Raw genomic sequence first — 25,453 nt, 5'->3', positions numbered from 1 at the left:
CACGGGAAATGGTGCGAGGTCTTGACGTGAGTCCGTCGGCTGCGTAGACAGGACCGCGCGATCAGGCCACTTGGCAAGACCCCGGCCCCGCCCTGTCGTGGTCGCCGGTTCAGTTCGCCGCGCGGTAGATCGGCGGGGGACCTCATGACACCGGGAGGTGCGCGATGTGTCGTCGCCCGTGTCGCGCAGTGCGGACGTCGAGCGGCCGGCCGGGGTGTCGCGCAAGGCGGTATCCCGAGCCCTCAACAGCGATCCGTACGTCTCCGACGAGTCCCGTCGCCGCGCCCTCGTTGTCCCTGAGCGACTCGGTTACCGGCTCCATCACGCGGCCGGGTCACTGACCTCCGGGCGCAACCGCCGCCTCGGTGCCGTCGCCCTGGGACCCGCCGGGTACGGGACCGCTTCCCTGCTGCTGCACATCGAGCAGGCCACACGGGACGCCGGTTTTCACGGACCCGGCACCCGGAGCGTTCCCGAACGGCGGCCAGTGCCTTTGGTCTCCTCTGTGGGCCACGCGCGGTGGAGGTCAAGGTCGGTCCGACCACCCTGCCGACGCTGTGTCCGACCGGGCTCGTGGCGGTCCGGGAGTTCGGGTCGGACATCAAAGGGTGGTGCCAGGTGCCGAGTTGGGGTCGCAGGCTCACGGCAGCCGGTGTGCGGGACCGTGCCCTGCGCGCGGACTACGCGACCGCCGCTCGGGTCTTCGCCCGCAGGATCCTCGCGCACTACGCCGCCGTACGGCTGTTGGTGGCCCCGGCACTGCACCCGCACGTCGTCGCGGCCTACGCCTTCCTCGCCCGCACCGACGACCTCGCCGACCAGGGGCCGCTGCACGAACGCCTGCTGTGCTGGCATGCCCGGGCCGAACACGTCACCACGGGGCTGGAGTCGGGGCACGCCGACGACCCGGTCCTGCGCGCGTTCCTGCATACCGTGGCGGTGCGGCGACTGCCCCACCACTGGGTCCACACCTATCTCAAGGCCACCACCGAGGAACTGCACTTCACCGGTCATGCCACCGAAGCGGACTTCCAGCGCTATGTCGACAACCTGGCCCTGCCGGCCCTGATGCTGATCGAGGACCTGCAGTACGAGGGCGGCGACGAGGTGTTCCGGTCCCGTTGCAGGTCAGTTCCGCGAGTTGCCGAACAGCAGTCGGTAGCCGATCAGGAGGACCAGGGAACCGCCGATCGCCGCGCCCCAGGTGTAGAGGTCGAAGAAGTGACTCTCGACCGGGCGGTCGAGCAATTTCGAGGAGAGCCAGCCGCCGACGAAGGCACCCGCGACACCGATGAGCGTGGTGCCGATCAGGCCGCCCGGGTCGCGTCCGGGCAACAGGATCTTGGCGATGGCTCCGGCGAGCAGGCCGAGGATGATCCAGCCGATGATGCCCACGTCGTAGTCCTTCAGTCGGGCCGGGGCCGGGCGGAGTCCGCCGGACCCCGATGCTTCGGGTTGCCTGATTGCGCAAGCCTAGCCTCGCGCTTTCGCGAGTGGGCCTGTCCGGGTCTTGATCAAATAAATGGAGAGTGCCGCTGACCTGCAACGATGGGACTTGTCGAGGGTCCTGTCAGCTGCAAGGAAAGAAGCACTCTCCAGGTGAAGAAGCGTAGCGGGTCCTATCCGCGTGTCCGTGTCGAGGGCAGCAGCCGTGGGGTGGTCTCGCAGGCCGGGGCGGTGCTGCTGGTCGAAACGGTCCGCAAGGTCGGCCTGGACACGGCAATATCGGCGGCGCTGGCACCGTGGCGCAAGCCGCGGACCGTGCACGACCCGGGCAAGATCCTGCTGGATGTGGCCCTGGCCGTCGCACTCGGCGGCGACTGCCTGGCCGATGTCGCCATGCTGCGGGCCGAGCCCGACGTGTTCGGCCCGGTGGCCTCCGATCCGACGGTCTCCCGGCTCGTCGACGCCCTCGCCACGTCCGGCCCGAAGGCTCTCGCGGCGATCAGGGGCGCACGTGCCGAAGTACGGACGCGCGTGTGGGAGTTGGCCGGCGCGGACAGCCCGGCCGCCGACGGCCAGGTGATCGTGGACATCGACGGCGTACTGGTGCTCGCCCACTCCGAGAAGCAGGACGCCACCGCGACCTGGAAGAAGACCTTCGGCCATCACCCGCTCGTCGCGTTCGTCGACCACGGCCAGGCCGGCTCCGGGGAACCGGTGGCCGCTCTGCTGCGGCCCGGCAACGCAGGCTCCAACACCGCCACCGACCACATCGAAACCGCCCAACTCGCCCTGGCCCAACTCCCCGGACACCTGCGGCGAGGGCGGCAGACACTGATCCGCACCGACTCCGCCGGCGGCACCCACGCCTTCCTCGACTGGCTCTCCAAGCCTGGCCGGTGGCTGTCGTATTCCGTCGGAATGACCATCACCGACACCATCCACCAAGCCGTCCTGAAGATCCCGAAGAAAGCATGGACACCGGCCTACGACGCCGGCGGCACCGAACGGCCCGGCGCCTGGGTCGCAGAGATCACCGACATGCCCGACCTGAGCACCTGGCCCAAGGGCATGCGGCTGATCGTCAGAAAGGAACGCCCGCACCCCGGCGCCCAGCTGCGCTTCACCGACCTCGACGGACTACGGCTGACCTGCTTCGCCACCAACACCAAGGGCGGCCAACTCGCCGGCCTCGAACTGCGTCACCGCAGACGGGCCCGCTGCGAGGACCGCATCCGAAACGCCCGCGACAGCGGCCTGCGCAACCTGCCCCTGCACGACACCGCCCAGAACCGGATCTGGCTGGAGATCGTCTCCCTCGCACTCGACCTCCTCGCCTGGATGCCCATGCTCGCCCTGACCGGCAAGACCCGCCGCTGGGAACCCAAACGGCTTCGCCTGCGGCTGTTCTCCGCCGCCGCCCAGTTCGTGAACACGGGCCGCCGCCGCTGGCTCCGCCTGCCCGCCCGATGGCCCTGGAGCGACGTCATCACCTACGCAATCGAGCGGCTCCTTGCCCTGCCGAACCCCGGCTGACCAGCCACTTCACCCATCCCGACAACCCGCATCACCACACCGGGCAGTGGAACCCGGCGCCTACCCGACGCGAGAGCCGGGCCATCAGCCTGACCGCACCGTGAAAACTCCACCACGTCCGACAACAAAGGGCCCGTCAGCAAGCTGACGGACCCTCATGAACGATCGAGGCTAGAGACTGACAGGAGGGAGAGCGAGGCGAGTTGGTGGCTGGTGACAAGTCGTCGATGTTCTTTCACACGCTTATTACATTGCGCAAGCGATGAACCGGCAGCACCCTCTCCGGGCGCTGGCCGCAGCTCCTACACTGGGACAGGGCACGTGCGTTGAGAGTGACCGGGGCGGGGCAGGAGAGGGTTGTGGCGACACTCGCTGGTGACTTAGAGGATCCGTCCGCCGAGGTACTGACGGAGGCGGCCGCGGTGTTCGGACTGCTCGCCTCGTCCGCCCGGCTGCACCTCATGTGGGCGCTCTCCCAGGGGGAGAGCGACGTGACCCATCTCGCCGACCGGGTGGGCGGGGCGCTGCCCGCGGTCAGCCAGCACCTGGCGAAGCTGAAACTCGCCGGGCTCGTGCGCTCCCGCCGTGAGGGCCGTCGGCATGTCTACTACATCGACGATCCCGGCATCGTGGCCGTGGTCCGCGTGCTGGTCGGCCAGTTGACCGCCCGTACCGTCCCGGCCGCGCACCGCACTGCCTCGCGCAGGCCTTGATCCGCCCCGTGCGGACCGGGTGAAGGCGAGCCGGGCCGGGATTGCGGAGACGTCCCAGAGGTTGCCGCGTTTCTCCATGAGATGCCTCACCTGTGAATTGCGGCGGGCTCTGTGCTGGCAGGGTCATGGGTTTGTTAGATTGCGCAACTACGCAACCCAGGCGAGGTTCCTGCTTGGCCTGCCTGTACACCGCCGCGCACGCCCGGCCGCCCACCCCTAGGCCCGGCCTGACGAGCCCGACCGTTTCGTGGGAGTGGTAGATGAGCGACCGGTGGGACGGCCCGGGCGGTCAGGCCACGCGCAGCCGCACCGGCGAGGTGCCCGGCCAGCGTGCGGGTGAATCCGGCTCGGCGCCCCGGCCCGGGGGCCGTGCGGCGGCGCGTGAGGCGGCCCGCTCGCACGGCGGCAAACGCTCACGGCGCCGGGCCCGCTCGGCGCCGCGCGGCAGGCGAATACTGAAGATCGCCGGACTGTCTCTGGCGATCATCGTCCTGGGTACGGCAGGTGTGGGCTGGTGGTTCTACCAGCACCTCAACGGCAACATCAACAGTGTGGCGCTCAACGGCAAGGGCGGTTCGGAGACGGCCGACGCGTTCGGCCGCACCCCGATCAACATCCTGGTCATGGGCTCGGACGGCCGGACCAGCAAGGCGGACTGCAAGCTGGGCGGCGGCTGCTCCCAGACCGGCGTACAGACCGGCAACGGCAACGCGGACGTCCAGATGGTGGTGCACGTATCCGCGGACCGCTCCAACGCCACCGTCATGAGCATCCCCCGCGACACCATGGTCAACGTCCCGGCCTGCAAGGACAGCGAGAACGGCGAGTCCACGGCCGGCTACTACGGCCAGATCAACAGCGCCCTCCGGTACGGACCCGCCTGCCAGGTGGCCACCATCCACCAGCTCACCGGCATCCCCATCGACCACTTCGTCAAGCTGGACTTCTCCGGTGTGGTCAAGATGTCCGACGCGGTCGGCGGTGTCTCCGTGTGTGTCAACAACAACGTGTACGACACCTACTCGCATCTGAAGCTCTCCAGGGGCACCCACACCCTCAAGGGGGAGGCGGCTCTGGAGTTCGTCCGCTCCCGGCACGGATTCGGGGACGGCAGCGACCTCGGTCGTACGCTCTCCCAGCACATCTTCCTCGGCGCGATGATCCGCAAGTTCAAGAGCGCGGGCACGCTCACCGACCCCGCCGCGGTCTACGACCTCGCCGACGCCGCCACCAAGGCACTGACCGTGGACGACGGCCTCGGCAGCGTCAAGAAGCTGATCGGGCTCGCGGCCGACGTGAACAAGGTCCCCACCAAGCGGATGACGTTCACCACGATGCAGACCGCTCCCGACCCGAGCGACACCAACCGTGTGGTGGTGGGCGGGGGTGCCAAGGACCTCTTCGCCAGCATCGCCGGCGACCAGTCCCTGAGTACCGGCTCCGGCAAGAAGGCGAAGGCCACCTCGACGGCCACCGCCTCGACGGTGCCCGCCTCCCGGATCGCCGTGACCGTCGAGAACGGCACCGAGATCACCGGCCGCGCCTCCGACGTCGCCAACGCGCTCACCGGTCAGGGCTTCAGCTCCGCCACGACCACGGCCAACGCGCCGAGCCCTTCGGCGACCACCACCCTCACCTACGGCACCGGGCAGAAGGCCGAGGCCCAGACGGCAGCCAAGGCCCTGGGGCTGTCGTCCAAGCATCTCCAGCAGGGCACCGGTACGGGCCTGACCCTGGTGATCGGCGGCGACTGGACCACCGGAACCGCGTATCCCGGCGGCAGCTCGTCACCGGCGCCCGCCGACACCAAGGCCGCGGTCTCCGACGCCAACGCCCAGACCGCCGACCAGGCAAAGGACTGCGCCAAGGTCAGCCCCTACAAGACCGTCTCCCTCAACGGGGTCCCCATGACTCCCGCGCAGGCCTACGCGGCGGCGACCAACAAGAAGGACTCCGACGACTGAGGTGGGGACGGGGTCTGTGGTTGTACAGTTGCGCAAGCTGGCAACAATGAGTACGGAGAAGGGACGAACGGCATGCTTCGCAACGGACTGGAGCCCTGGCACCTGCTGATCGTGGCGGTCATGATCATTCTGCTGTTCGGCTCGAAGAAGCTGCCCGAGGCCGCCCGCGGACTGGGCAAGTCGATGCGCATCCTCAAGAGCGAAGCCAAGGCCATGAAGGAGGAGGGCACCGCCCAGTCCTCCGTGGCCCCGGTCACGGACGCGACCTCGGCCGAGCCCGCGCCGCCCGTCACCTCCTCCTGAACGAGCGGCTCGACTGCCGTACGGCCCAGGTGCGCCGCGGTCGGGGAACGGTCGGCGCCGCCGCACCGGCCGGGATGCGACGGCAGGTCCGGGCGCAGTGAACGCTGTCGGTGGCGGCCACTAAGATCCCGCCCATGAGTGAGGCAGACGGAGGCCCCGGCAGACGAGTCGTCGACGGGCGCTTCGAGTTGGAGGCCCGCCTCGGTGGCGGCGGAATGGGCACGGTCTGGCGGGCCAGGGACCTGGTGCTGCACCGGATGGTCGCGGTCAAGGAGGTCCGCCCGCCCGACCGGGACCTCGCCGAGTACGACCCCGAGGGCGCACGGATGCTGCGCGAGAGGGTGCTGCGGGAGGCGCGGGCCCTGGCCCGCATCGACCACCCCAACGTCGTCACCATCCACCACATCGTCGACGGCGGTGACGGCACCTATCCGTGGATCGTCATGGAGTTGGTCAGCGGCGGCTCGCTGGCCGACCTGCTGTCCCAAGGGCCGATGCCGCCGGCCGACGCGGCCCGGATCGGCCGGGGAGTGCTCGCCGCACTGACCGCCGCGCACGACGCCGACATCCAGCACCGGGACGTCAAGCCCGCCAACGTCCTGCTGAGGTCCGACGGGCGCCCCGTACTCACCGACTTCGGCATCGCCGCGATCCGCGAGACGACCAGCCTCACCGCCACCGGTTCCATCATCGGTACGCCTGACTTCATGGCACCGGAGCGGATCTCGGGCCACGAGGGCGGCGCCGCCTCCGACCTGTGGTCGCTGGCGATGATGCTGTACACCGCCGTGGAGGGCCACCACCCGCTGCGCCGGGGCAACACCCTGGCCACTCTCGCCGCCGTCCTGAACGACGACGTGCCACCACCGGTGCGGGCCGGTGCTCTCGGCGACATCCTGATGAGCGTGCTCGTACGGGATCCGGCGGCGCGACCGCCGTCCGCCGTGCTGGACCGGAGGCTGGCCGAGGTCGAGGCGGGGCAGGCCGGTCCGGTGACGGCGACCGCGTGGCAGCAGCCCACCTCCCACCCACTGAACCCGCAGTCCGGCGCCACGACCCCTTCGTATCCCGGGAATTCCGGGTATCCGGGGGCCTTCACCTCGCCGACCACTCCCGTCACGGCCGGGCCCGGTGCTCCCGTTCCCCCGGGTCCGGCCGCGCCCGCCGGATTCGGGCCGCCGATGCATCCCGGGTACGGCGGTGTCACTCCGCAGCCGGTGACCTCGTCCGTGCGAGCCGGCGGCAGGCGCCGCGGTCCCACTGTCCTGCTCGGTATGTCCGGGGTCGCCGGCACTCTGGTCCTCGTGTGGTGGCTGCTGCCTCTCGGAAGCGGTTCGGGAGGATCCGGCGGCTCGGGTGGCGCGGTGGGCCCCGGTGCCTCGTCCCTTACGTCGGCCCCGGAGACGACCGGCTCCGCGACCGGATCCTCGACCGCCGCCCCGGCCGGCCGGCAGTCGAAGGATGCGACGACGACGAGCCTGCTCACCCCCGACGGAATCCGCGCGGCCATCGCGGCCATCAAGACGCAGACCGGCCGCAGCAGGTTCGGCGACTTCACCGTCTACGACGACTTCGTGTCGGTCGAGTTGATGGTGAAGGGCAGCGACAGCAAGTACGACACCTACACCTACCGCCCCGGGCAGGGTGTGGAGAAGGGCATCATCAAGGGCTCACTCGCCGGCGGCAACAAGCCCTTCGGTCTTGCCGGCTTCGACTGGGACAAGCTCCCCGGACTCTTCACGCAGGCCCGGAAGAAACTCAACGTCGATGATCCGAACACTCGTTACGTGGTGGTGAGACCGCCCAACGACGTGTTCGACACCCCCCTCGCAATGGCCCTCTACCTGAGCAACGAGTACAGCCAGGCCGGCTACCTGGAGGCGACCCCCCAGGGCAAGGTGACGAGGGTCATGCCTGCCGACGACTGACAGTCCACAGCCGGAGTCGCCCGCCCCTGCGCCCCGGCACGCCTGCGCCCCCGGCACCCGCGTACGGCCCTGTCAGGCGGAGGACTTGGCGGGGGACTCGACGGGGGAACGCTCCCCGGTCAGCCGCAGTGTCGCCAGGGCCGCCGCCCCCGCGAGGACGCCGAAGGTGAGGGCCGCCGGCACGCCCCCGCCGAGACCCGAGAACAGGTGCACAGGACTCCACACGGAGGCGGTGTCGTCGATCACCATGTGCAGCAGCTGGCTCGCGAACAGCCCCAGTACGGTCGCGCACACTGCGCCCACCGCCATGACCGGCAGCGTGGCCCGGGTGAGCAGTCCGGGCAGCAGCCGCAACGACCACCACACCACGGCCAGCATGAGCGCGTCGGCGGCACGGTACAGCAGCCAGTCGCCGAGAGGCATGGTCGTGGGGCCCGTCCAGCTGCCGAGCAGCAGCCACTCGCGCAGCAGGTCGCCGGGCTCGGACAGGATCCCGCCGCCGTCGAACGACGTCTGGATCCAGGCCGCTACCGACACGTAGGAGAGGCCCACCAGCGACAGCGCGACCACGGCTGTCCCCACGCTCGCGGCCAGCCGGGCGGCGCGTGGCGGCACGTCCCTCCGGGGCAGCGGGTCCTCGCCCTCGGCGGTGATACGAGCCACCAGGACCATGACCGACGCGGACACCAGCGCCGCGAACACCATGGCCGGCCCGCCCGACGCGATCACCGCGGCCAACTCCGGCAGGACCCGGTAACTGCCGTGTCCGCGGGCCGCGATCAGCCACGGCGCGGAGATCGTCACGGCCAGGGTTCCGGCCGCCGGGCCCCAGGCCCACAGTGCGAGCACCGTGGCGGGGGTACGGCCCTGCGCCGGCGGAATCCTGCGGATCAGAAGCAGCGCGCCGGCCACGAAGAACACGAAGACCGCCACGAACCTGATCTGCATGCCGGTTCTGTACAGGTCGGCGTACTGGGTACCTCCGCCCGTGCCCGTGCTCGCGGACGCCGCCGAGGGGTCGTACGACCAGGGTGCGAGCCACTGCCGCAGTTCGGTCACGGACTCGATGTCGAACACGCCCGCGCTGCCGCGTAGGTGGAGTGCCTGTGCGCTCGCCCCCGCCCACCACAGCAACAGTGTGAGCAGCACCCCTCCGAGCAGTGCCGGTATCGCCGCGCGCCGATATGTCATGTGCCTTCCCCCGCCCCGAACCCTGATTCGCAAGTCTTTCGAACAGCCGAAGAGTAGGGGAAGGCGATCACATCCCCGCACGCGCCTCCGATGTACCGGAACGGGCGGGGCCCGACGCGGCGGACCCTCGTGGCGGGTGCCGTTCTCGCTTCCGCGTCGTCTGCCACACCTCAGCCCCGTATCAACCCCGTACGCCCGGGATGCGGCCGCTCTCAGCCGACCGGGCGCACCGAATCACGGATCACGAGTTGTGTGCTCAGGACGACGTGGTTGTCGGACGTGAAACCGACCTCCCGCTCCAGCGCGAGGCGTACGGCGGTGCGGCCCAGCTCCTCGAAGGGGACGCGGACCGTGGTGAGGGCGGGAGTCAGGTCGGCGGCGAACGGGACGTCGTCGAAGCCGACCACGGAGACATCGCGCGGCACGCTCACCCCGCCCTCGCCTGAGTCCTGCGACGCAGTGAGGTCGCCTCCGCGATCATCGGCGCCTCCCGCCCCGAACAGGTCCACAGCAACGCCGCCGCCTCCGGCGTGGACCTGTCCGACGACCTGCTGAAGGCGATCGACCAGGCACTCGGCGACGTCCCCGTCACCGAACCGACCCTCGCCCCCGCCGCACGGACCGGCGTCAAGCGCCGCTGACCGTGCCCGGCTGTCGCCGGTCGGGGTGCGCGAGTCACCCCGACCGTCCGCGCCGACCTGCCCGGACCGGGCGACTGCGGACAGGAACCGCGTTGCGCGATTGACGCCCCGGCGGGCCCTGCCTACCGTCGCCTCAACACGCCCGATCCACGTCTGAACAGGCAGGTCGACGATGACGGACTCCTCGGGTTCCCCCGACAACAGATCCACCGGCCGGCAGCTCCAGATGGAGACGCACGGGCTGGACGTGATCGGCGACGCCGAACGCAAGGGCACACCGCGGACCCTGTTCTGGCCGTGGTTCGGGGCCAACGTGTCGATCCTCGGCCTGAGTTACGGTGCCTTCGCGCTCGGCTTCGGGATCTCCTTCTGGCAGGCGCTGGTCGCCGGAGTGATCGGGATCGTCTTCTCGTTCCTGCTGTGCGGCTTCGTCGCGGTCGCAGGCAAGCGCGGCTCCGCCCCGACGATGGTGCTCAGCCGTGCCGCCTACGGGGTGCGCGGCAACCGTCTTCCGTCCGTCGTCTCCTGGGTGCTCACCGTCGGCTGGGAGACCGTGCTGTGCGCCCTCGCGACCCTGGCCACGGCCACCGTCTTCGGGCGGCTCGGCTGGGGCGGCGGGACGGAGACCCAGGTGATCTCGCTGATCGTGGTCGCGGGCCTCACCGTCGTGGGCGGAGTCATGGGCTTCGACCTGATCATGCGGCTGCAGACCGTCATCACCGTGGTGACGGGCGTACTGACCGTGGTCTACGTCATTCTCGTCGCCGACCACATCCACTGGAGCACCGTCAGCGCCCTCCCGGCGGGCTCCGCCCAGGAGTTCATCGGCGCGCTCGTCTTCATGATGACCGGCTTCGGCCTCGGCTGGGTCAACGCCGCCGCCGACTACTCCCGCTATCTGCCCCGGACCTCGTCGAGCCGGGGCGTGGTCGGCTGGACCACGTTCGGCGCCTGTGTCGCCCCGCTGCTCCTGTTGGTCTTCGGGCTGCTGCTGGCCGGATCGTCCACCAAACTCAACGGCGCCGTCGCCGCCGACCCGATCGGCGCGCTCACGACCATCCTGCCCACCTGGTTCCTGGTGCCCTTCGCCGTCGTCGCGGTCCTCGGCCTGGTGGGCGGCGCGGTCCTCGACATCTACTCCTCGGGCCTCGCCCTGCTGTCGGCCGGCCTCAGAATTCCGCGCTATGCGGCCGCGCTCGTCGACGGCGTCCTGATGATCGCGGGCTCCGTCTACATCGTGTTCTTCGCCGACGACTTCCTCGGCCAGTTCATGGGCTTCCTCACCACTCTCGGCGTCCCCATCGCCGCCTGGTGCGGCATCATGCTCGCCGACCTGGCCCTGCGCCGCCGCGACTACGACGAGGACGACCTCTACCGCCCGGCCGGCCGCTACGGCGACGTACCGCCCACCCCGCTGATCCTGACCGTCCTCGCCACCGCCCTCGGCTGGGGCCTGGTCACCAACTCGGCCGCCAGCTGGCTCGACTGGCAGGGCTATCTCCTGGACCCCTTCGGCCTCGGCGGCAAGTCCGGCGCCTGGGCGTACGCCAACCTCGGGGTGCTGACCGCCCTCGCGGTCGGCTTCCTCGGCACCGTGGCACTGGGCCGCCGACGAGTCCACGCGCAGGAGGGCGCCGTATGACGACAGGGGCGCTGGTCGTCATCGACATGCAGCGCGTCTTCGCCGAGGCCGACAGCCCCTGGTGCACTCCGCGTTTCGCCGAGGCGGCGGCGGGTGTACGACGACTGCTGCCGGCCTTCGCCGAACGGGTCACCTTCACGCGTTTCGTCGCCCCCGACGAGCCCGCCGGCGCCTGGCAGGCGTACTACCGGCAGTGGCCCTTCGCCCTCCAGCCGCGGGACGCCCCGCTGTGGCGGCTCACCGACGAGTTCACCGACCGGGCATCCCACGTGCTGGACGCCCCCACCTTCGGCAAATGGACTCCCGACCTCGCCGCCCGTGTCGGCCCCGAGGGGCGCATGGTCCTGGCGGGTGTCAGTACCGACTGCTGTGTCCTGTCGACAGCACTCGCCGCCGCCGACGCGGGTGTCGAGACCCTTGTGGTGTCCGACGCCTGCGCCGGGGCCGACGACGACTCGCACAGCAAGGCCTTGGACGTGATGGCGCTCTACGCACCGCTGATCCGGGTCGTCTCCGCGGACCAACTGCTCGGAAACTGACGTCACTTGGGGATGTCCGGTCGGCGCCGGACAGTTCCCGAACGCCCACCGGACGGCCCGGGACGCGCTCCAGGACATCCTGTTGCGCACGGCCGGCTTCCGTCGAGCGCGACGGCGAACGGATAACGGCGTCGCTTCCGGTACGCGGTCGCGTACCGGAAGCATGCGGAGCCCGGCGTGTACGAGCCTCTGGTACGGCGCGTCGGATGCGCCCGCTCGGCCTGCCCTCGGAGCACACCGGTGCCGATTCCCTGACGCCCCGAACGCATGCTCCCGGCACGCTCGGGTACGCGAGCAGCACCGCGCCCTGGGCGATCACGTCCGCGGGCGAGGACGCACGAATGCCGCTACCAGGGGATCTGCCATGGACACACCCGCCAATGACCACATCGCCACACCGGCCCAGCGGGCGCTGGACGCGCTGACGCAGAACACCGAGGACACGACGGCTCTGGACACGCTCGCGACCAGCGAGGTGCTCATTCCGGTACCCGACGACGCCGCGGACGAGGAATCGACCGTGGCGCTGCCCGTACTGGAACAGCAGGACGGCGCTCCAGTGGTGCCCGTGTTCACCTCGGAGACGGAGATGGCCGAACTGCTTCCGTTCGTCTCCCGCTACCGTCTGGTGCCGCTGGGCGCGCTCGCCGCGCAGTGGCCGGACGGCGATCTCTCGCTCTCCATCGACGCCAGCTCGGCTCATCCGCTGACCCTCACGTCCGAGGGTGTGCGCACGCTGCTGGCGCGCCCGCTGGGCTGATCGCACAGTGGGGCCCGGCCACCGCAGCGACGGAGGGGGAGCGGCCGGGCCCGCAGAGGGGTGCGGACCTGCTCCCGCCGCCGCACCCCGGTTCTCGCATGCGAAACGGGGATGAGCGGCGCCGACACTGCTGATCCCCGGACCGTTCTGCGATCGCCGTGCCCCGACCATAGGACCGATCCGGCGGGCCGTCGCTCCGGAATACGTGGCGCATGTCCGCAAAGCGCGGAGGATCGGCGGGCGCGGCGGCTCACAGGGCGCGCAGTGTCTGGGAGGGCGACTCCCCGAAGCGTTCCCGGTACCGCCGGGCGAACCGGCCCAGATGGACGAACCCCCACGCGTGGGCCACGTCCGTGACCGTCGTCGTTCCCGGCACCGCGGCCCGCAGTTGCCGTTGGACGTGCTGGAGCCGCACCTCGTGGACGTACGCCATGGGCGACATGCCGACATGCCTGCGGAAGGCTTCCTGGAGGGTGCGCAGACTGACCTGGGCGATGGCCGCGAGGCGGTTCGCGTCGTACGGCTCCGCGGGTAGCTCCTGCACGGCGTCGATGACGCGCTTCACCGACGCCGGACGCATCGGCGGGGGAGGAGCCTCCAGCGCCTCACGGTAGGTGTGGTCCGAGGCCAGCAACATCCCCTCCAGAAGGGTCTGTTCGAGACGGCCCCGGATCATCGGGTGGCTCAGCAGGCCGTGCGGGACGTCCCGCTCCAGCAGGTTCCACAGCGCGAGTCGCATCCAACTCAGGCCCGGCCCCCGCGAGACGTCCATGTACGGTCCGAAACGCGGTGGTCGGCGTACCGTCCGGCCCAGCAGCACCTCCAACTGCCTTGACACGGCCGCTTTGTCGATCTTGACGGTGAGTGCCCAGCAGTCTGCGGACCAGGTGTCGATGTGGATGTCCCGCGCCGGATCGAAGACCAGCGCCCGTCGCTCGGTGGCGGACTCGACGTCCCCGCGCCCCTCCTGGACGGTGAAGCAGCCGCTGAAGGGGACGGCGACGTGGTACACGCCGGGCTCGCCGAATGTCATCCGCATGTCGGTGCCGAAGCGGATGTCGCCCACGGTCAGCGCGCCGAGCTCGACGACACTGAGTCGGGTGGCGAACTGCGAGGCCTGACCGGTGACTTCGAGCCGCAGATCGTAGTAATGGGCCGCGATCGCCTCGTGCGCCTCCTCCAGGGAGGTCGTGGCGTAGCTGCGGAACTCGGCGGCCCTGTCCTCTTCCACGGCCATGGCGTCGTCAGCTCCCTCCGCGCTCGGGGTCTGCTTTTCAGCATGACCCCGAGGACGGCCGCTCATGCCGGGCAGGGCGGGGCCGGGTTTCACAACGCCCTTGCGGGAGTTGAGAATGCCCAGTGGCCGGACACCGTCGGCGCGAGGACCCAGGGCCTGTCGTTTGGATCAGTCCGGAGTCGCGGGGTCTGGCACGCACTCCCTCCCTGCTCGGGTCGGCCTGCACCGCTTCTTGCAGCCGGCCTGATCCAAACGACAGGCCCTAGCCGTCGAGCATGCGCGCCAGTACATCGCGCTGGAGCGGCAGTACCGCGGTATGCAGGTCACGGCCTTTGCGGGTGAGGGACACCCACACGCCACGCCGGTCCTCGACGCACACGGAACGCTCCACCAGGCCGTCCTTCTCCAGGCGGCCGATGAGCCGGGACAGCGCGCTCTGGCTCAGGTGCACCCGGCCGACGAGATTCTGGACCCGGCACTGGTCCCCCTCGCGGGGCGACTCGGTGGCGAGGATGTCGAGCACCTCGAAGTCGCTCGCGCCCAGTCCGTGCGGGTGCAACGCGCGGTCGATCTCGCACATCGTGCGCGCATGCACCGACAGGATGTCCCGCCAACGCTCTTCAAGGCCGGTCTCGACCGTTTTCACCGCCATATATGCACGGTAACACCGATCCGGCCAGTTGTTGTATGTGCAACTAGTGCGCCTGCAAGTAGGGGCCGACCCGGCCCCGTCTCCCGAAGCTGCAGCGAAGTGACAAGTGGCTCTCTGCAATCAGACGTGACGCTCGGTCAGGAACAGTGAGGTGGGGTCCGGGGACTTGGTCGGCCTGAACGGCGGCGAAGTCGGCGTGTGCCTGCTCGATCGCCTCCGGGTGCGCCTTGCGCTTGGCGTGCTCGGCGAGCGCCCGGCAGATGCTTGCGACGGAGGGGTGCTGGCCCTTGCGCCTGCCGGTGGGGATGATCAGGTCGGGCTGGATCTGCTCGACGGACTCGCCGTTCGCCCTTCGGCGCAGCACAGTGTGGAGCATGTCGTCGGTGATGACCGGCGGCCGGCCGCCGTGCTTGCCCTTGCGGGCCGCAGTGTCGAGCCCCCCGGCGTCGCCTCCCCGACGTAGATCAGTGAAATGGGTGAACGGATGCGGGTTGGTCGGGTGCGACGGGTCAGTACGTCGCCGGCGGCGTCCGATCACCGGTCGATGCTGGCCATGTTCGCCTCGTCGTGGCGCTCGCCCGCGGCCGGTGTGAGGTTGTTCAGTCGGTCTACCTGAGCGGCGCTGAGTTCGATGGCGTCGGCGGCGGTGTTCTCCTCGACGCGTGCGACCCGCCGGGTTCCGGGGATTGGTGCGATGTCGTCGCCGCGGGTCAGCAGCCAGGCCAGCGCGGTCTGGGCCGGGGTGGCCCCGATCTCTGCGCCGATGGCCTGTACTTCGTCGACGATGCGCAGGTTGCGCCGGAAGTTCTCGCCGGTGAAGCGCGGGTTGGTCTTGCGCCAGTCGTCGTCGGCGAAGTCGTCGACGGTGCGGATCTGCCCGGTCAGCAAGCCGTGGCCGAGCGGCGAGTAGGGCACGAATCCGATACCGAGCTCGCGCAGCAGCGGGAGGATCTCGACCTCGACGTCGCGGGTCCACAGGGAGTACTCGGTCTGCAGCGCGGCCACCGGATGCACGGCGTGCGCCCGTCGGATCGTCTCGGGTCCGGCTTCCGAGAGGCCGATGTGGCGCACCTTGCCTTCGGCGACCAGCTCGGCCAGCGCGCCGATGGTCTCCTCGATGGGCGTGTTCGGGTCGACGCGGTGCTGGTAGTAGAGGTCGATGTGGTCGGTGCCGAGTCGCAGGAGCGAGCCTTCGACCGCGGCCTTCACGTTGTCGGCGCTGCTGTCGATGACGCCAGGGCCGTTGCCGGCGTGGGAGACGAGACCGAACTTCGTCGCCAGGACGATGTCGTCCCGGCGCCCCTTGATGGCCTTGCCGACGACTTCCTCGCTGTGGAAGGGGCCGTAGATCTCGGCGGTGTCGATGTGGGTGACCCCGAGGTCCAGGGCCCGGTGGATGGTGCGGATCGACTCGGCGTCGTCGAGTCCTCCGCCGGTGGTGTAGGTGCCGGCCATGGTCATGGCTCCGAGGCCGATGCGTGAGACATCGAGCCCGCCCAGTGATACGTGCTTCATCGGATACCTCCGAGGAAACCCCGGCCTTCAGGCCGGGGAGGAATCGGACTCCTGCGGAGCAGGGCAGGGAGCTGGGATTCGCCGCCAGGGCGGATCGCAGTGCTCTGACCCGCAGATTTGATCTTAACCAGTAGTGACGCTAGCTTGTGAGCATGACCGTGAAGCAGGTGAAGCGGGCGTTCAAGTACCGCTTCTATCCGACGGATGTGCAGGCGGCTGAGCTGTCGCGCACCTTTGGATGCGTGCGGAAGGTCTACAACCTGGCACTGGCGGCCCGCACGGAAGCCTGGGCGCGGCAGGAGCGGGTCAACTACAACCAGACCTCCGCGATGCTGACCGCGTGGAAGCGGACGGAGGAGCTGGCCTACCTGGGTGAGGTGTCGTCGGTTCCGCTCCAGCAGACACTGCGCCATCTGCAGGTGGCGTTCACCAACTTCTTCGGCAAGCAGGCGCAGTACCCGCGCTTCAAGTCGAAGAAGAAGTCCCGCAGGAGCGCGGAGTACACCACCAGTGGTTTCCGCTTGCGTGAAGGCCGGCTGACCCTCGCCAAGATGGCGGATCCGCTGGACGTGGTGTGGTCGCGGCCGCTGCCTCGGGGGGCGCGGCCGTCCACGGTGACGGTGTCCCAGGACGCGGCGGGACGCTGGTTCGTGTCGCTGCTCTGCGACGACACCATCACACCCGCCCCGGCCACCGCGAACACGGTCGGTATTGACGCGGGGATCACGTCCCTGCTGACGCTGTCCACCGGGGAGAAGATCACCAACCCGCGGCATGAGCGCAGGGACCGCGCCCGCTTGGCCAAAGCCCAGCGGGAACTGTCCCGCAAGGCCAAGGGTGACGGTGCGAACCGGGCCAAGGCGGGCCGGAAGGTTGCCCGTGTCCATGCCCGGATCGCCGACCGGCGCCGGGACTTCCTGCACAAGCTGACCACTCGGCTCGTCCGTGAGAACCAAACGGTCGTGATCGAGGACCTCACCGTCCGCAACATGGTCAAGAACCACACGCTCGCCCGCGCGATCTCCGACGCCTCGTGGAGAGAACTGCGGACGATGCTGGAGTACAAGAGCGACTGGTACGGGCGGGAGCTGGTGGTCGTCGACCGTTTCTTCCCCAGCTCGAAACTGTGCGGTGTCTGCGGCACGATCCGGGCGAAGCTGCCGCTGAACGTCCGCGTGTGGACGTGCGAGTGCGGTGCGGTCCATGACCGGGACGTGAACGCGGCGAACAATCTTTTGGCCGCCGGGCTGGCGGTGTCTGTCTGGGGAGCTGGTGTAAGACCTCAACGGGAGTCCTCCCGGACGGGGCAGTCGGCGATGAAGCAGAAACCCCCACGGCGCGAGCCGTAGGAACTTCCCCTCGTTCACGAGGGGGAGGAAGTCAACAGGTACTCCTTTTCGTGACGGCCGTCAGGCCGGTGTGATCAATGGGGTGCGGCACCAGTCGGTGGACCGTGCTTGGGTGGTCCGCGCGCTGTCGGCGCGGGCGCCGTTGCGGGTAGCGGGTCAGCGCCGTAGGTGCACCCGGCGGCTTCCGACCTCGGCCGGGCAGGTGCTCAGGCGTGGGCGTCGTCGTAGGCCAGGGCGCCGCCCAGTTCGCGGGAGGCGTCGGCCTGGGCGAGGAGCCCCTTCGCCTTGGCCTCGGCGGCCTCGATGGCGTCGGCACCGGCGACGAAGCGCAGCAGCGGCTTCTCCTGGCCGGCAACGGTGAGCAGGGCGCGGGCGAGCTTGGCGGGGTCGCCGGGCTGTTGGCCGTTCATGCTCTTCATGCCCTCGATCCGGGGGGCGGTGCGCGGGGCGTAGTCGTCGATGGACAGCTCGGGCCAGATGGTGGAGCCGTCCACGAGGAGTTCGGTGCGGAAGTAGCCGGGCTCCACGATCGTGGTGTGGATGTTGTACGGCTCGACGTCGTAGCGCAGGGACTCCATCCAGCCCTCTTCAGCGAACTTGGAGGCGGCGTAGGCGGAGGTGAACTCCATGCCGACCAGTCCGGCGGTCGAGGTGATCGTGATGACGTGGCCGGCGCGCTGCTTCCGCATGATCGGCAGGACGGCGCGGGTGACGTTCATCGGGCCGAAGAGGTTGGTCTCGAACTGCCGGCGCATCTGCGCGGGCGAGATCTCCTCGAAGTAGCCGGTGAAGAGGTTCCCGGCGTTGTTGATCAGGACGTCGATGCGTCCGAAGCGGTCGACGGCGGCCTGCGCGGCGGCCTCGGCGTCCTCCAGGCTGGTGACATCGAGCCGGGTGACCAGCAGATTGTCCTGCGGCCCGCCCAGGGTCTTCTCGACCTCTGCGGGGCGGCGGCCGGTGGCGACGACCTGGTGGCCGGCGGCGAGGGCCTCGCGGGCGATGTCCGTGCCCAGACCGCGTCCGGCACCGGTGACGAGAATGACCTTGCTCATGAGGGCTTCCTTTCGGGCGCCGTGCTCCGGCACCCGCTGTGTGCGGGGGTGATGCATGCCGCACCGACGGCGCCTCGGAGGGGGCTGGGACCGGCGGCACGAGCACCGTCTGTCTGGACGGTTGACACCGCTGTGGGCGGTGCACCACCAACAAAACCGGCTGTCACGCGAGGGTGGGAGTCCCTGATGAGGGGGTCACTGACAGGGACCCCCAACCCGGCGGATGCGCTCGTAGAGTGAAGCGCATGGCAGGCAGAAACGACCCCAACGGCACAAACCGCGACATGCGCGATGATTTCCGAGCGGAGATCCGGGAATTCCTCGGCACGCGACGGGCCAGGGTCACCCCCGAGCAGGCCGGACTGCCCCTGTACGGCGGAGAGCGCCGACGGGTCACCGGGCTGCGCCGCGAGGAAGTCGCCCTCCTCGCGGGCATCTCCAGCGAGTACTACACCCGGCTGGAGCGCGGCAACGCCACCGGAGTCTCCGAGAGCGTCATCGACGGCATCGCGCAAGCACTTCAGCTCGACGAGGCCGAACGCATGCACCTGCTCGACCTCCTGCGCGGGGCCGGCACGACCCGCCCGCCACGCCGCCGCCCGGCCCAGCAGCGTGTCCGGCCCACGGTGCAGCGCGTCCTGGACTCGATGAGCGGCACACCCGCGTTCATCCTCGGCGGACGCGGGGACATCCTGGCCGCCAACCACCTCGGGCGCGCCCTGTTCTCGCCCGTCTACGCCGACCCGGCACGGCCGCCGAACAACGCCCGGTTCGTCTTCCTCAGCCCGCACGCGACCGAGTTCTTCCGCCGCTGGGACGAAGTCGCGGGCGACACGGTCGCCATGCTGCGCGCCGAGGCCGGCCGCGACCTCTATGACCGACGCCTGACGGACCTGATCGGGGAGCTGTCCACCCGCAGCGAGGAATTCCGTCAGCGCTGGGCGGCCCACAACGTCCGGATGCACACCACGGGCGTGAAGCTCCTCCACCACCCGGTCGTCGGCGACCTCGACCTGCCCTTCGAAACCTTCCCGCTCCCCGACGGCCCCAGCCAGTTCCTCCTCACCTACACCGCCGAGCCGCACTCACCCTCGCAGGACGCACTGAACCTGCTGGCCAGCTGGGCCACGGCCAACGACGCCATCGAGCGGTCCGCGCCGGCCAACGACTCCGAACACGCCGACTCGACCGAGACACCCGACTGAACGACGGGCCACGCGAGGGGGCATGATCGCCCGCGAACACCGCAACTGACCACCCGGACGGCACCACCCGAAACGCATCGGGGCGGGCGAGGGTGGCGATCGGTTCACATGGGACGAGGCCGAGGCCCCTCGGGATCCGGTCAGACCCAGGGCCCGAGGCGTCATGCCGGGGCTGCGGCGGTCTCTCCCTGCGGGATGCGCGGGCCGGGCACCGTCGTCCGGAGGGACAGGTCCAGAACGAGGCGGCTGTTCATGTCCAGCTCGAACCCGCCGTAGGTGTTCACGTGAGTCCAGAACAGCGCCCGCGAGGGTGGGCACCCGGTGACGAACGCCGGTGCGCGGTGACGAATCCGGTGCGCGCTGGGCGCCCTATCGGGTCAGGCGGCAGGATCCTGCGTCACGCCGATCAGGTTGCCGTCCGCGTCCTTGACGAAGGCGATCAGCTTGCCGCCGCCGACGTCCTGGACGTCCTGGAGTGTTTCCGCCCCCGCCGCCACCAGCGCCGCGAGCGTCGCCCGGATGTCATCGACGTGCCAGTACGGCACCGGGCCCGTCATGCCCCTGGAGTGCCCGTTGGGGTCGAGGCCGACATCCTGCCCCGCGTCCTTGAAGCCGACGTAGTACGGCTCGTCCGCGTAGGGCTCCACCCCCAGCAGCGCGCTGAAGAGGGTCTTCGCCGCGGCGAGGTCCTTGACGGGGTAGATGATCGTCTTGAGGCCGGCAGTCATGATGTGCTCCTGGGTGAGGTGTCCCCGACGGTCCGTGTCGGTGGTTTCACGCTAAGCCAGGACGGGCGTGATCCGCTTCTCCGATCCTGACCGGCTCACCGCACGCGAGGACGCCGCGTGGCATCCGTGGCAGCTGGGGGTCCGGACCGGTGCCGGCAACCGTGCCCGTCGCTCACGTCGACTCCCGGCACACCAGTTCCGTCGGCAGAATCACCGCCGCCGGATCCTCGCCGCCCAGTTGGGCCAGCAGCACCCGGACCATCTCGGCGCTGATGCGGTCGTAGGGCTGGCGGATGGTGGTGAGGGCGGGGGTGGCCTCCGTGGCCGCGTTGGAGTCGTCGAAGCCGCCCACGGACACGTCCTCGGGGACCCGGCGGCCCGCACGGCGCAGCGCGGTCAGGGCGCCCAGGGCCATGAGGTCGGAGGCGACGAACACGGCGTCCATGTCCGGGGCCTGCGTGAGCAGCCGCTCGGTGGCCGACTCCCCGCTGCCCCGGCTGTAGTCGCCGGAGACCACGAGCCGCTCATCGATCCCGACGCCCGCCTCGGTGAGGACCTCTTTGTAGCCGGCGAGACGGTCGACGCCGCCCGGCGAGTTCAGCGGGCCGGTCACGATGCCGATGCGGCGGCGGCCCCGTGACAGCAGGTGGCGCACCATGTCGCGGGCGCCGTCGCGGTCGTCCGCGGCCACGTAGCTCACCTTCGAACCGGACCGCATGGGCTTGCCGCACTGGACGACGGGCACGCCCGCCTTGTGCAGTTCCTCGGCCACCGGGTCGGCGGAGTGGCTGGTCACCAGGAGCACGCCGTCGAGGTGGCCCGCCGTGATGAACCGCTTGATCCGGCGCCGTTCGTCCTCGGCCCCCGCCAGCATCAGCAGCAGCGGGATGTCGTGCGCGGCGAGCGCCTGGGTGCAGCCGCGCAGCAGGACGTTGAAGTTGGGGTCCTCGAAGAACCGCTCCTGCGGCTCCGTGAGCAGGAATCCGACCGAGTCGGAACGCCCGGTGATCAGCGAGCGGGCATGCCGGTTGACGACGTAACCCGTCTTGCGGATGGCGGCGTCGACGGCCTCGTGTGCGGCGGGGCTGACGTAGTGACCGCCGTTGAGCACGCGCGAGACGGTGCCCCGTGAGACCCCGGCCTCACGTGCCACGTCGTGGATCGTCGGTGCCCTGCGCCGGCCCCCCGCATTGTTCATGGTCACGACTCTATGCCCCGCGGTCCAGGGGAGAGGCTGCCGGAACGGCCCGAGGCTACGCCAGGGTGTGCCCGTTCTGTGATCGTGCACAGCAAATGCTGATGTCGAACACTTGGCAAGCGCCCCTCACATGGGGTTACCTTGGGCCGCGAACCGCTCAAGCAGTGTGTGCACGTTCCCAAACAGTCGATACGGGAGAGACCCATGCCGGAGACCACCCCCAAGGGCCTCACCAGACTTGCCTTCGGCGGGGACTACAACCCGGAGCAGTGGCCGGAGAGCGTCTGGGACGAGGACGTACGGCTGATGCGCGAGGCCGGGGTCACCATGGTCAGCGTGGGCATCTTCTCCTGGGCCCTCCTGGAGCCGGAGCCCGGTGTGTACGACTTCGGCTGGCTGGACCGGATCATCGGCCTGCTGCACGACAACGGCGTCCGCGTCGACCTCGGTACGCCCACCGTCGTCCCGCCCGCCTGGTTCTACCGCGCCCACCCCGACGCACTGCCCGTCACCGCCGACGGCACCCGCCTCGCGTTCGGCTCACGCGGCGCCATCTGCCACAGCAGCGCCGACTACCGCGCGGCCGCCGCGAACATCACGACCAAGCTCGCCGAGCGCTACGCCGACCACCCGGCCCTCGCGATGTGGCACGTGCACAACGAGTACGGCGTCCCCGTCTCCGCCTGCTACTGCGACTCCTGCGCCGCCCACTTCCGCCGCTGGCTGGAGACGGCGTACGGCAGCGTCGACGGCGTCAACGAGGCCTGGGGCACCGCCTTCTGGGGTCAGCGCTACACCGGCTTCGAGCAGATCGACCCGCCGCGCACCGCGGCCACCGTCGGCAACCCCGGCCAGGCGCTGGACTACAAGCGGTTCGCCGACGCGACGATGCGCGAGAACTTCCGTAGGGAGCGGGACATCCTGCACCACCTCTCCCCGGGCATCCCCGTCACCACCAACTTCATGACCGCGCTCAGCCAGTGCGACTCCGTCGACTACTGGGCCTGGGGCCGCGAGGTCGACATCGTCACCAACGACCACTACCTCATCACCGACGGCCGCCGTACCCACGTCAACCTCGCGATGGCCGCCGACCTCACCCGCTCGGTCGCGGGCGGCGCCCCCTGGATCCTGCTGGAGCACTCCACCTCAGGTGTCAACTGGCAGCCCCGCAATCCCGCCAAGGCACCCGGCCAGATGGCCCGCAACTCCCTCGCCCACGTGGCCCGCGGCTCCGAGGGAGCCATGTTCTTCCAGTGGCGTCAGTCCCGGCGCGGCGCCGAGAAGTTCCACTCGGCGATGGTTCCGCACGGCGGCACCGACACACGCGTGTGGCGCGAGGTCGTCGAACTGGGCGCCTCCCTGGACTCGTTGAGCACCATCCGCGGCACGCGCACCCAGGCGGACGTCGCCGTCCTGTGGGACTGGCACTCCTGGTGGGCGCAGAACCTCGACTGGCGGCCCAGCGAGGACCACGACGCGCGTGAGCGTGCCGACGCCTTCTACGAGGCCCTCTACGACCGTCACCTCACGGTCGACTTCGCCCACCCGGAAGCCGACTTGTCGGCCTATCCCCTTGTCGTCGTACCGGCCCTCTACCTGATGACGGAGGCGGCCGGGAACAACCTCCGGGAGTACGTGGCGAGCGGCGGCACCCTCGTGGTGTCGTACTTCTCCGGCATCGTCGACGAGCACGACGCCGTGCACGAGGGCGCCTGCCCGGGCGCGCTGCGTGACGTCCTCGGCCTGACCGTCGAGGAGTTCTCGCCGCTGCTGCCGGACCAGCAGGTGCGGATCACCGGCCCCGACGGCTCCGAGCTCACCGGCGACGTGTGGACCGAGTTCGTGGTCCCGCACGGCGCCGAGACCGTGTGGACGTACGCCGACGGCCTCACCGAGGGCCACCCCGCCGTCACCCGGCACCGCCACGGGGAGGGCGCCGCCTGGTACGTCTCCACCCGGCTGGCCGCCCAGGGACTCGACGCGCTGCTGGGCTGGGCCGCCGAGGACGCCCGGCTCCCCTCGCGCGCCGACCTGCCCCACGACGTCGAGGTCGTCAGGCGGAGCGGGGAGTCCGGTTCCTACGTCTTCGTCGTCAACCACACCGCCGCCGAGGCCAAGGTGACCCTGGACGACGACGGCACCGAACTGCTCACCGGCGAACGCGCGACGGGCGGCCTCGCCGTCCCGGCGGGCGCCGTTCGGGTCGTACGACTCGACGGCTGAACCGACTCCCCTCCGCCCGCGAGACCACGAGCCGCGGGCGGAGGGGGCCCCACCTCCCCGGGCCGGCGTAGCTTTCCCCTCCCGTCTGCCGTACGCGCCGAACGGCCCTTTGGCGCAGAGGAGTTTGATATCGGACAAGCTCGGTGACTTGGGGACAGGGCGGCTCCGGCTGCGGGACAGTGGGCACACACGCGGTTGCCGGAGGCTCGGACGGAGGGGCGCGTGATGCTGAGAACTCCCATCGGTGACAGGCGCCTGGCCATCCTGGAGTGGCTGAAGGACCCGGCCGCCAACTTCCCGTCGCGGCGCCACATCGACGCCGCCGAGGACGGAGTCACCGCCCGCGCCGTCGCGGGCAAACTCGGTGTGCCCCGCTCGGTCGCGGCGACCCACCTCGGCCTCCTCGTGAACATCGGGCTGCTGCGCACCAGGAGAATCCGGTGGCGCACGTACTACCGTCGTGACGAGATGCGCATCGCCGAGGTGGCGCGCATGTTCGAGAAGGGCTGGTAGCGATCCGCTACGGAAGGACAGGCGCCGCATGGACCGCCCCACCGCACTGACTCCACGCCACTACGTCGCGATCGGCGGCCGCGGCCCCGAGGACGTCGTCGCCGACACGCGAGGCCGGGTCCTGACCGGAGTGGAGGACGGCCGCATCCTGCGCGTCGACGGACTGACGGAGCCCCTCGCGGCCAGCGTCGAGACGCTCGCCGACACCGGTGGCAGGCCGCTCGGCCTCGAACTCCTCCCGGACGGCCGCCTGTTGGTGTGCGACGCCGAACGCGGACTGCTGGGCGTCGACCTCGCGGACGGCACCGTCCGGGTCATCGCCGACGAGGTGGCGGGGGAGCGGCTGCGGTTCTGCAGCAACGTCGTCGCGCTGTCCGACGGCAGCGTGTACTTCACCGTCTCCAGCCGCCGGTATCCCCTGCAGCAGTGGCTCGGTGACATCGTCGAACACACCGGGACCGGCCGCCTGCTGCGTCTGGCGCCCGGTGACGACACCCCCGAAGTCCTCCTGGAGGGGCTCCAGTTCGCCAACGGCCTGGCCGCGAGCGCCGACGAGTCCTTCCTGGTCCTGGCCGAGACCGGCGCATACCGGCTCACCCGCTACTGGCTCGACGGGCCGCGGGCCGGCCGCGCGGAGGCCCTCGCCGAGAACCTCCCCGGCATGCCCGACAACATCTGGCGCGGCGGACCCGACGGCCCCATCTGGGTCTCCCTCGCCGGCCCCCGCGTACCCCCGCTCGACCTGTTGCACCGCGCCGCCCCACCGGTACGCCGAGCCGCCGCCCGCGTGGCCGTGCGCGCCCCCTTCCGCCCCACGGGCAGCGCCGGCGCCCTCGCGGTCGACGACGACGGAGCGATCGTCCACCACCTCGCCCGCCACCGCTCCGGCTTCCGCATGGTCACCAGCGTCTGCGAGGCATCCGGCCACCTGGTCCTCGGCAGCCTCTGGGAGCGCGGCATCGCGCTGTGCGAGCCGCCCGCCGCGAAGTGACCCCCGCCGGGCCCCGGCGTTACGCTGGTCATCGGCCGCGATCACCCTCGCGGCACGGCGGTGGGGCCCGCCGTACCCGAACCGCGGCGAAGACACCGCCAACGGTCCCTACTTGCGATGGAGCGTG

Annotated in this window: 23 protein-coding genes and 3 pseudogenes; 15 read left to right on the top strand and 11 right to left on the bottom strand. The window is 70.2% G+C overall.

Going from position 1 to position 25,453, the window contains the following annotated elements:
- Positions 1 to 157: 157 nt before the first annotated feature.
- Both OHT57_RS05050 and OHT57_RS05045 read left to right on the top strand, forming a co-directional pair.
- Positions 158 to 301: pseudogene (locus tag OHT57_RS05050) on the top strand (LacI family DNA-binding transcriptional regulator); the annotation flags it as partial.
- A 218-nt stretch (positions 302 to 519) separates the two neighbouring features.
- Positions 520 to 1,068 (top strand): annotated as a pseudogene (locus tag OHT57_RS05045) (squalene/phytoene synthase family protein); the annotation flags it as partial.
- A 60-nt stretch (positions 1,069 to 1,128) separates the two neighbouring features.
- On the opposite strand, the gene OHT57_RS05040 reads toward OHT57_RS05045, so the two are convergent.
- On the bottom strand, positions 1,129 to 1,395 hold the full coding sequence (locus tag OHT57_RS05040; RefSeq protein WP_328744773.1) for a GlsB/YeaQ/YmgE family stress response membrane protein: 267 nt from the start codon (positions 1,393 to 1,395) through the stop codon (positions 1,129 to 1,131).
- 204 nt (positions 1,396 to 1,599) lie between these two features.
- Between OHT57_RS05040 and OHT57_RS05035 the strand changes: the two genes are divergently transcribed.
- The 5 genes from OHT57_RS05035 to OHT57_RS05015 all read left to right on the top strand — a co-directional run bounded on the left by OHT57_RS05035 (position 1,600) and on the right by OHT57_RS05015 (position 7,887).
- Positions 1,600 to 2,979: an IS1380 family transposase gene (locus OHT57_RS05035; protein WP_328744772.1), complete on the top strand. Its 1,380-nt coding sequence runs from the start codon at positions 1,600 to 1,602 to the stop codon at positions 2,977 to 2,979.
- Positions 2,980 to 3,338: 359 nt separating this feature from the next.
- On the top strand, positions 3,339 to 3,692 hold the full coding sequence (locus OHT57_RS05030; protein ID WP_328744770.1) for an ArsR/SmtB family transcription factor: 354 nt from the start codon (positions 3,339 to 3,341) through the stop codon (positions 3,690 to 3,692).
- Positions 3,693 to 3,952: 260 nt separating this feature from the next.
- The gene (locus tag OHT57_RS05025) at positions 3,953 to 5,656 is read left to right on the top strand and encodes an LCP family protein (RefSeq protein WP_328744768.1); all 1,704 of its coding nucleotides are present in this window, start codon (positions 3,953 to 3,955) and stop codon (positions 5,654 to 5,656) included.
- Between the two features lie 72 nt (positions 5,657 to 5,728).
- On the top strand, positions 5,729 to 5,959 hold the full coding sequence (gene tatA / locus OHT57_RS05020; protein ID WP_328744766.1) for a Sec-independent protein translocase subunit TatA: 231 nt from the start codon (positions 5,729 to 5,731) through the stop codon (positions 5,957 to 5,959).
- Positions 5,960 to 6,093: 134 nt separating this feature from the next.
- Complete coding sequence (locus OHT57_RS05015) at positions 6,094 to 7,887, top strand: serine/threonine-protein kinase (protein WP_328744764.1); 1,794 nt, start codon at positions 6,094 to 6,096, stop codon at positions 7,885 to 7,887.
- Between the two features lie 72 nt (positions 7,888 to 7,959).
- Here the strand turns inward: OHT57_RS05015 and OHT57_RS05010 are convergent, their stop codons facing one another.
- Both OHT57_RS05010 and OHT57_RS05005 read right to left on the bottom strand, forming a co-directional pair.
- On the bottom strand, positions 7,960 to 9,078 hold the full coding sequence (locus OHT57_RS05010; RefSeq protein WP_328744762.1) for a hypothetical protein: 1,119 nt from the start codon (positions 9,076 to 9,078) through the stop codon (positions 7,960 to 7,962).
- A 212-nt stretch (positions 9,079 to 9,290) separates the two neighbouring features.
- A pseudogene (locus OHT57_RS05005) lies at positions 9,291 to 9,518 on the bottom strand (substrate-binding domain-containing protein); the annotation flags it as partial.
- Between the two features lie 373 nt (positions 9,519 to 9,891).
- Between OHT57_RS05005 and OHT57_RS05000 the strand changes: the two are divergent.
- The 3 genes from OHT57_RS05000 to OHT57_RS04990 all read left to right on the top strand — a co-directional run bounded on the left by OHT57_RS05000 (position 9,892) and on the right by OHT57_RS04990 (position 12,660).
- Entirely contained in the window at positions 9,892 to 11,361 is a 1,470-nt protein-coding gene (locus OHT57_RS05000) for a purine-cytosine permease family protein (RefSeq protein WP_328744760.1), read from the top strand.
- Positions 11,358 to 11,900 carry a cysteine hydrolase family protein gene (locus OHT57_RS04995; protein ID WP_328744758.1) on the top strand — a complete coding sequence of 181 codons (543 nt, stop codon included), beginning with the start codon at positions 11,358 to 11,360 and terminating at the stop codon, positions 11,898 to 11,900. Before OHT57_RS05000 ends, OHT57_RS04995 begins: the two co-directional genes overlap by 4 nt.
- A gap of 364 nt (positions 11,901 to 12,264) precedes the next feature.
- A complete protein-coding gene (locus OHT57_RS04990) occupies positions 12,265 to 12,660 on the top strand; it encodes an SseB family protein (protein ID WP_328744756.1) in 396 nt (131 codons plus the stop codon).
- Between the two features lie 250 nt (positions 12,661 to 12,910).
- On the opposite strand, the gene OHT57_RS04985 is transcribed toward OHT57_RS04990, so the two are convergent.
- The 4 genes from OHT57_RS04985 to OHT57_RS04970 all read right to left on the bottom strand — a co-directional run bounded on the left by OHT57_RS04985 (position 12,911) and on the right by OHT57_RS04970 (position 16,064).
- The gene (locus OHT57_RS04985) at positions 12,911 to 13,897 is read right to left on the bottom strand and encodes an AraC family transcriptional regulator (protein WP_328744754.1); all 987 of its coding nucleotides are present in this window, start codon (positions 13,895 to 13,897) and stop codon (positions 12,911 to 12,913) included.
- 262 nt (positions 13,898 to 14,159) lie between these two features.
- Entirely contained in the window at positions 14,160 to 14,549 is a 390-nt protein-coding gene (locus tag OHT57_RS04980) for a MarR family winged helix-turn-helix transcriptional regulator (protein WP_328744752.1), read from the bottom strand.
- A gap of 43 nt (positions 14,550 to 14,592) precedes the next feature.
- Positions 14,593 to 14,925, bottom strand: a complete 333-nt coding sequence (locus OHT57_RS04975; protein WP_328744750.1) for a hypothetical protein — start codon at positions 14,923 to 14,925, stop codon at positions 14,593 to 14,595.
- 158 nt (positions 14,926 to 15,083) lie between these two features.
- Complete coding sequence (locus OHT57_RS04970) at positions 15,084 to 16,064, bottom strand: aldo/keto reductase (protein WP_328744748.1); 981 nt, start codon at positions 16,062 to 16,064, stop codon at positions 15,084 to 15,086.
- Positions 16,065 to 16,216: 152 nt separating this feature from the next.
- On the opposite strand from OHT57_RS04970, the gene OHT57_RS04965 reads away from it, so the two are divergent.
- The gene (locus tag OHT57_RS04965; protein WP_328744746.1) at positions 16,217 to 17,413 is read left to right on the top strand and encodes an RNA-guided endonuclease InsQ/TnpB family protein; all 1,197 of its coding nucleotides are present in this window, start codon (positions 16,217 to 16,219) and stop codon (positions 17,411 to 17,413) included.
- 206 nt (positions 17,414 to 17,619) lie between these two features.
- Here OHT57_RS04965 and OHT57_RS04960 read toward each other — a convergent pair whose 3' ends face one another.
- On the bottom strand, positions 17,620 to 18,465 hold the full coding sequence (locus tag OHT57_RS04960; protein WP_328744744.1) for an SDR family oxidoreductase: 846 nt from the start codon (positions 18,463 to 18,465) through the stop codon (positions 17,620 to 17,622).
- Between the two features lie 245 nt (positions 18,466 to 18,710).
- Here OHT57_RS04960 and OHT57_RS04955 point away from each other — a divergent pair, with 245 nt between their 5' ends.
- Positions 18,711 to 19,670, top strand: a complete 960-nt coding sequence (locus tag OHT57_RS04955) for a helix-turn-helix domain-containing protein (protein ID WP_328744742.1) — start codon at positions 18,711 to 18,713, stop codon at positions 19,668 to 19,670.
- 161 nt (positions 19,671 to 19,831) lie between these two features.
- Here OHT57_RS04955 and OHT57_RS04950 read toward each other — a convergent pair whose 3' ends face one another.
- The 3 genes from OHT57_RS04950 to OHT57_RS04940 form a co-directional block, all read right to left on the bottom strand.
- Complete coding sequence (locus tag OHT57_RS04950) at positions 19,832 to 19,954, bottom strand: hypothetical protein (RefSeq protein ID WP_328744740.1); 123 nt, start codon at positions 19,952 to 19,954, stop codon at positions 19,832 to 19,834.
- 93 nt (positions 19,955 to 20,047) lie between these two features.
- Positions 20,048 to 20,398 carry a VOC family protein gene (locus OHT57_RS04945; RefSeq protein ID WP_328744738.1) on the bottom strand — a complete coding sequence of 117 codons (351 nt, stop codon included), beginning with the start codon at positions 20,396 to 20,398 and terminating at the stop codon, positions 20,048 to 20,050.
- 172 nt (positions 20,399 to 20,570) lie between these two features.
- Positions 20,571 to 21,602: a LacI family DNA-binding transcriptional regulator gene (locus OHT57_RS04940; RefSeq protein ID WP_328744736.1), complete on the bottom strand. Its 1,032-nt coding sequence runs from the start codon at positions 21,600 to 21,602 to the stop codon at positions 20,571 to 20,573.
- A 198-nt stretch (positions 21,603 to 21,800) separates the two neighbouring features.
- On the opposite strand from OHT57_RS04940, the gene OHT57_RS04935 reads away from it, so the two are divergent.
- From OHT57_RS04935 to OHT57_RS04925, 3 genes are all read left to right on the top strand, one after another.
- Complete coding sequence (locus tag OHT57_RS04935) at positions 21,801 to 23,822, top strand: beta-galactosidase (protein WP_328744734.1); 2,022 nt, start codon at positions 21,801 to 21,803, stop codon at positions 23,820 to 23,822.
- A gap of 225 nt (positions 23,823 to 24,047) precedes the next feature.
- Positions 24,048 to 24,335 carry an ArsR/SmtB family transcription factor gene (locus OHT57_RS04930; protein ID WP_328744732.1) on the top strand — a complete coding sequence of 96 codons (288 nt, stop codon included), beginning with the start codon at positions 24,048 to 24,050 and terminating at the stop codon, positions 24,333 to 24,335.
- Between the two features lie 28 nt (positions 24,336 to 24,363).
- Entirely contained in the window at positions 24,364 to 25,326 is a 963-nt protein-coding gene (locus OHT57_RS04925; protein WP_328744730.1) for an SMP-30/gluconolactonase/LRE family protein, read from the top strand.
- Positions 25,327 to 25,453 lie beyond the last annotated feature (127 nt).

Source organism: Streptomyces sp. NBC_00285, assembly GCF_036174265.1.
Classification (GTDB): Bacteria; Actinomycetota; Actinomycetes; order Streptomycetales; family Streptomycetaceae; genus Streptomyces.
The sequence above is the reverse complement of the archived record's forward strand: the minus strand, read 5'-3'. Positions and strand labels throughout refer to the sequence as shown.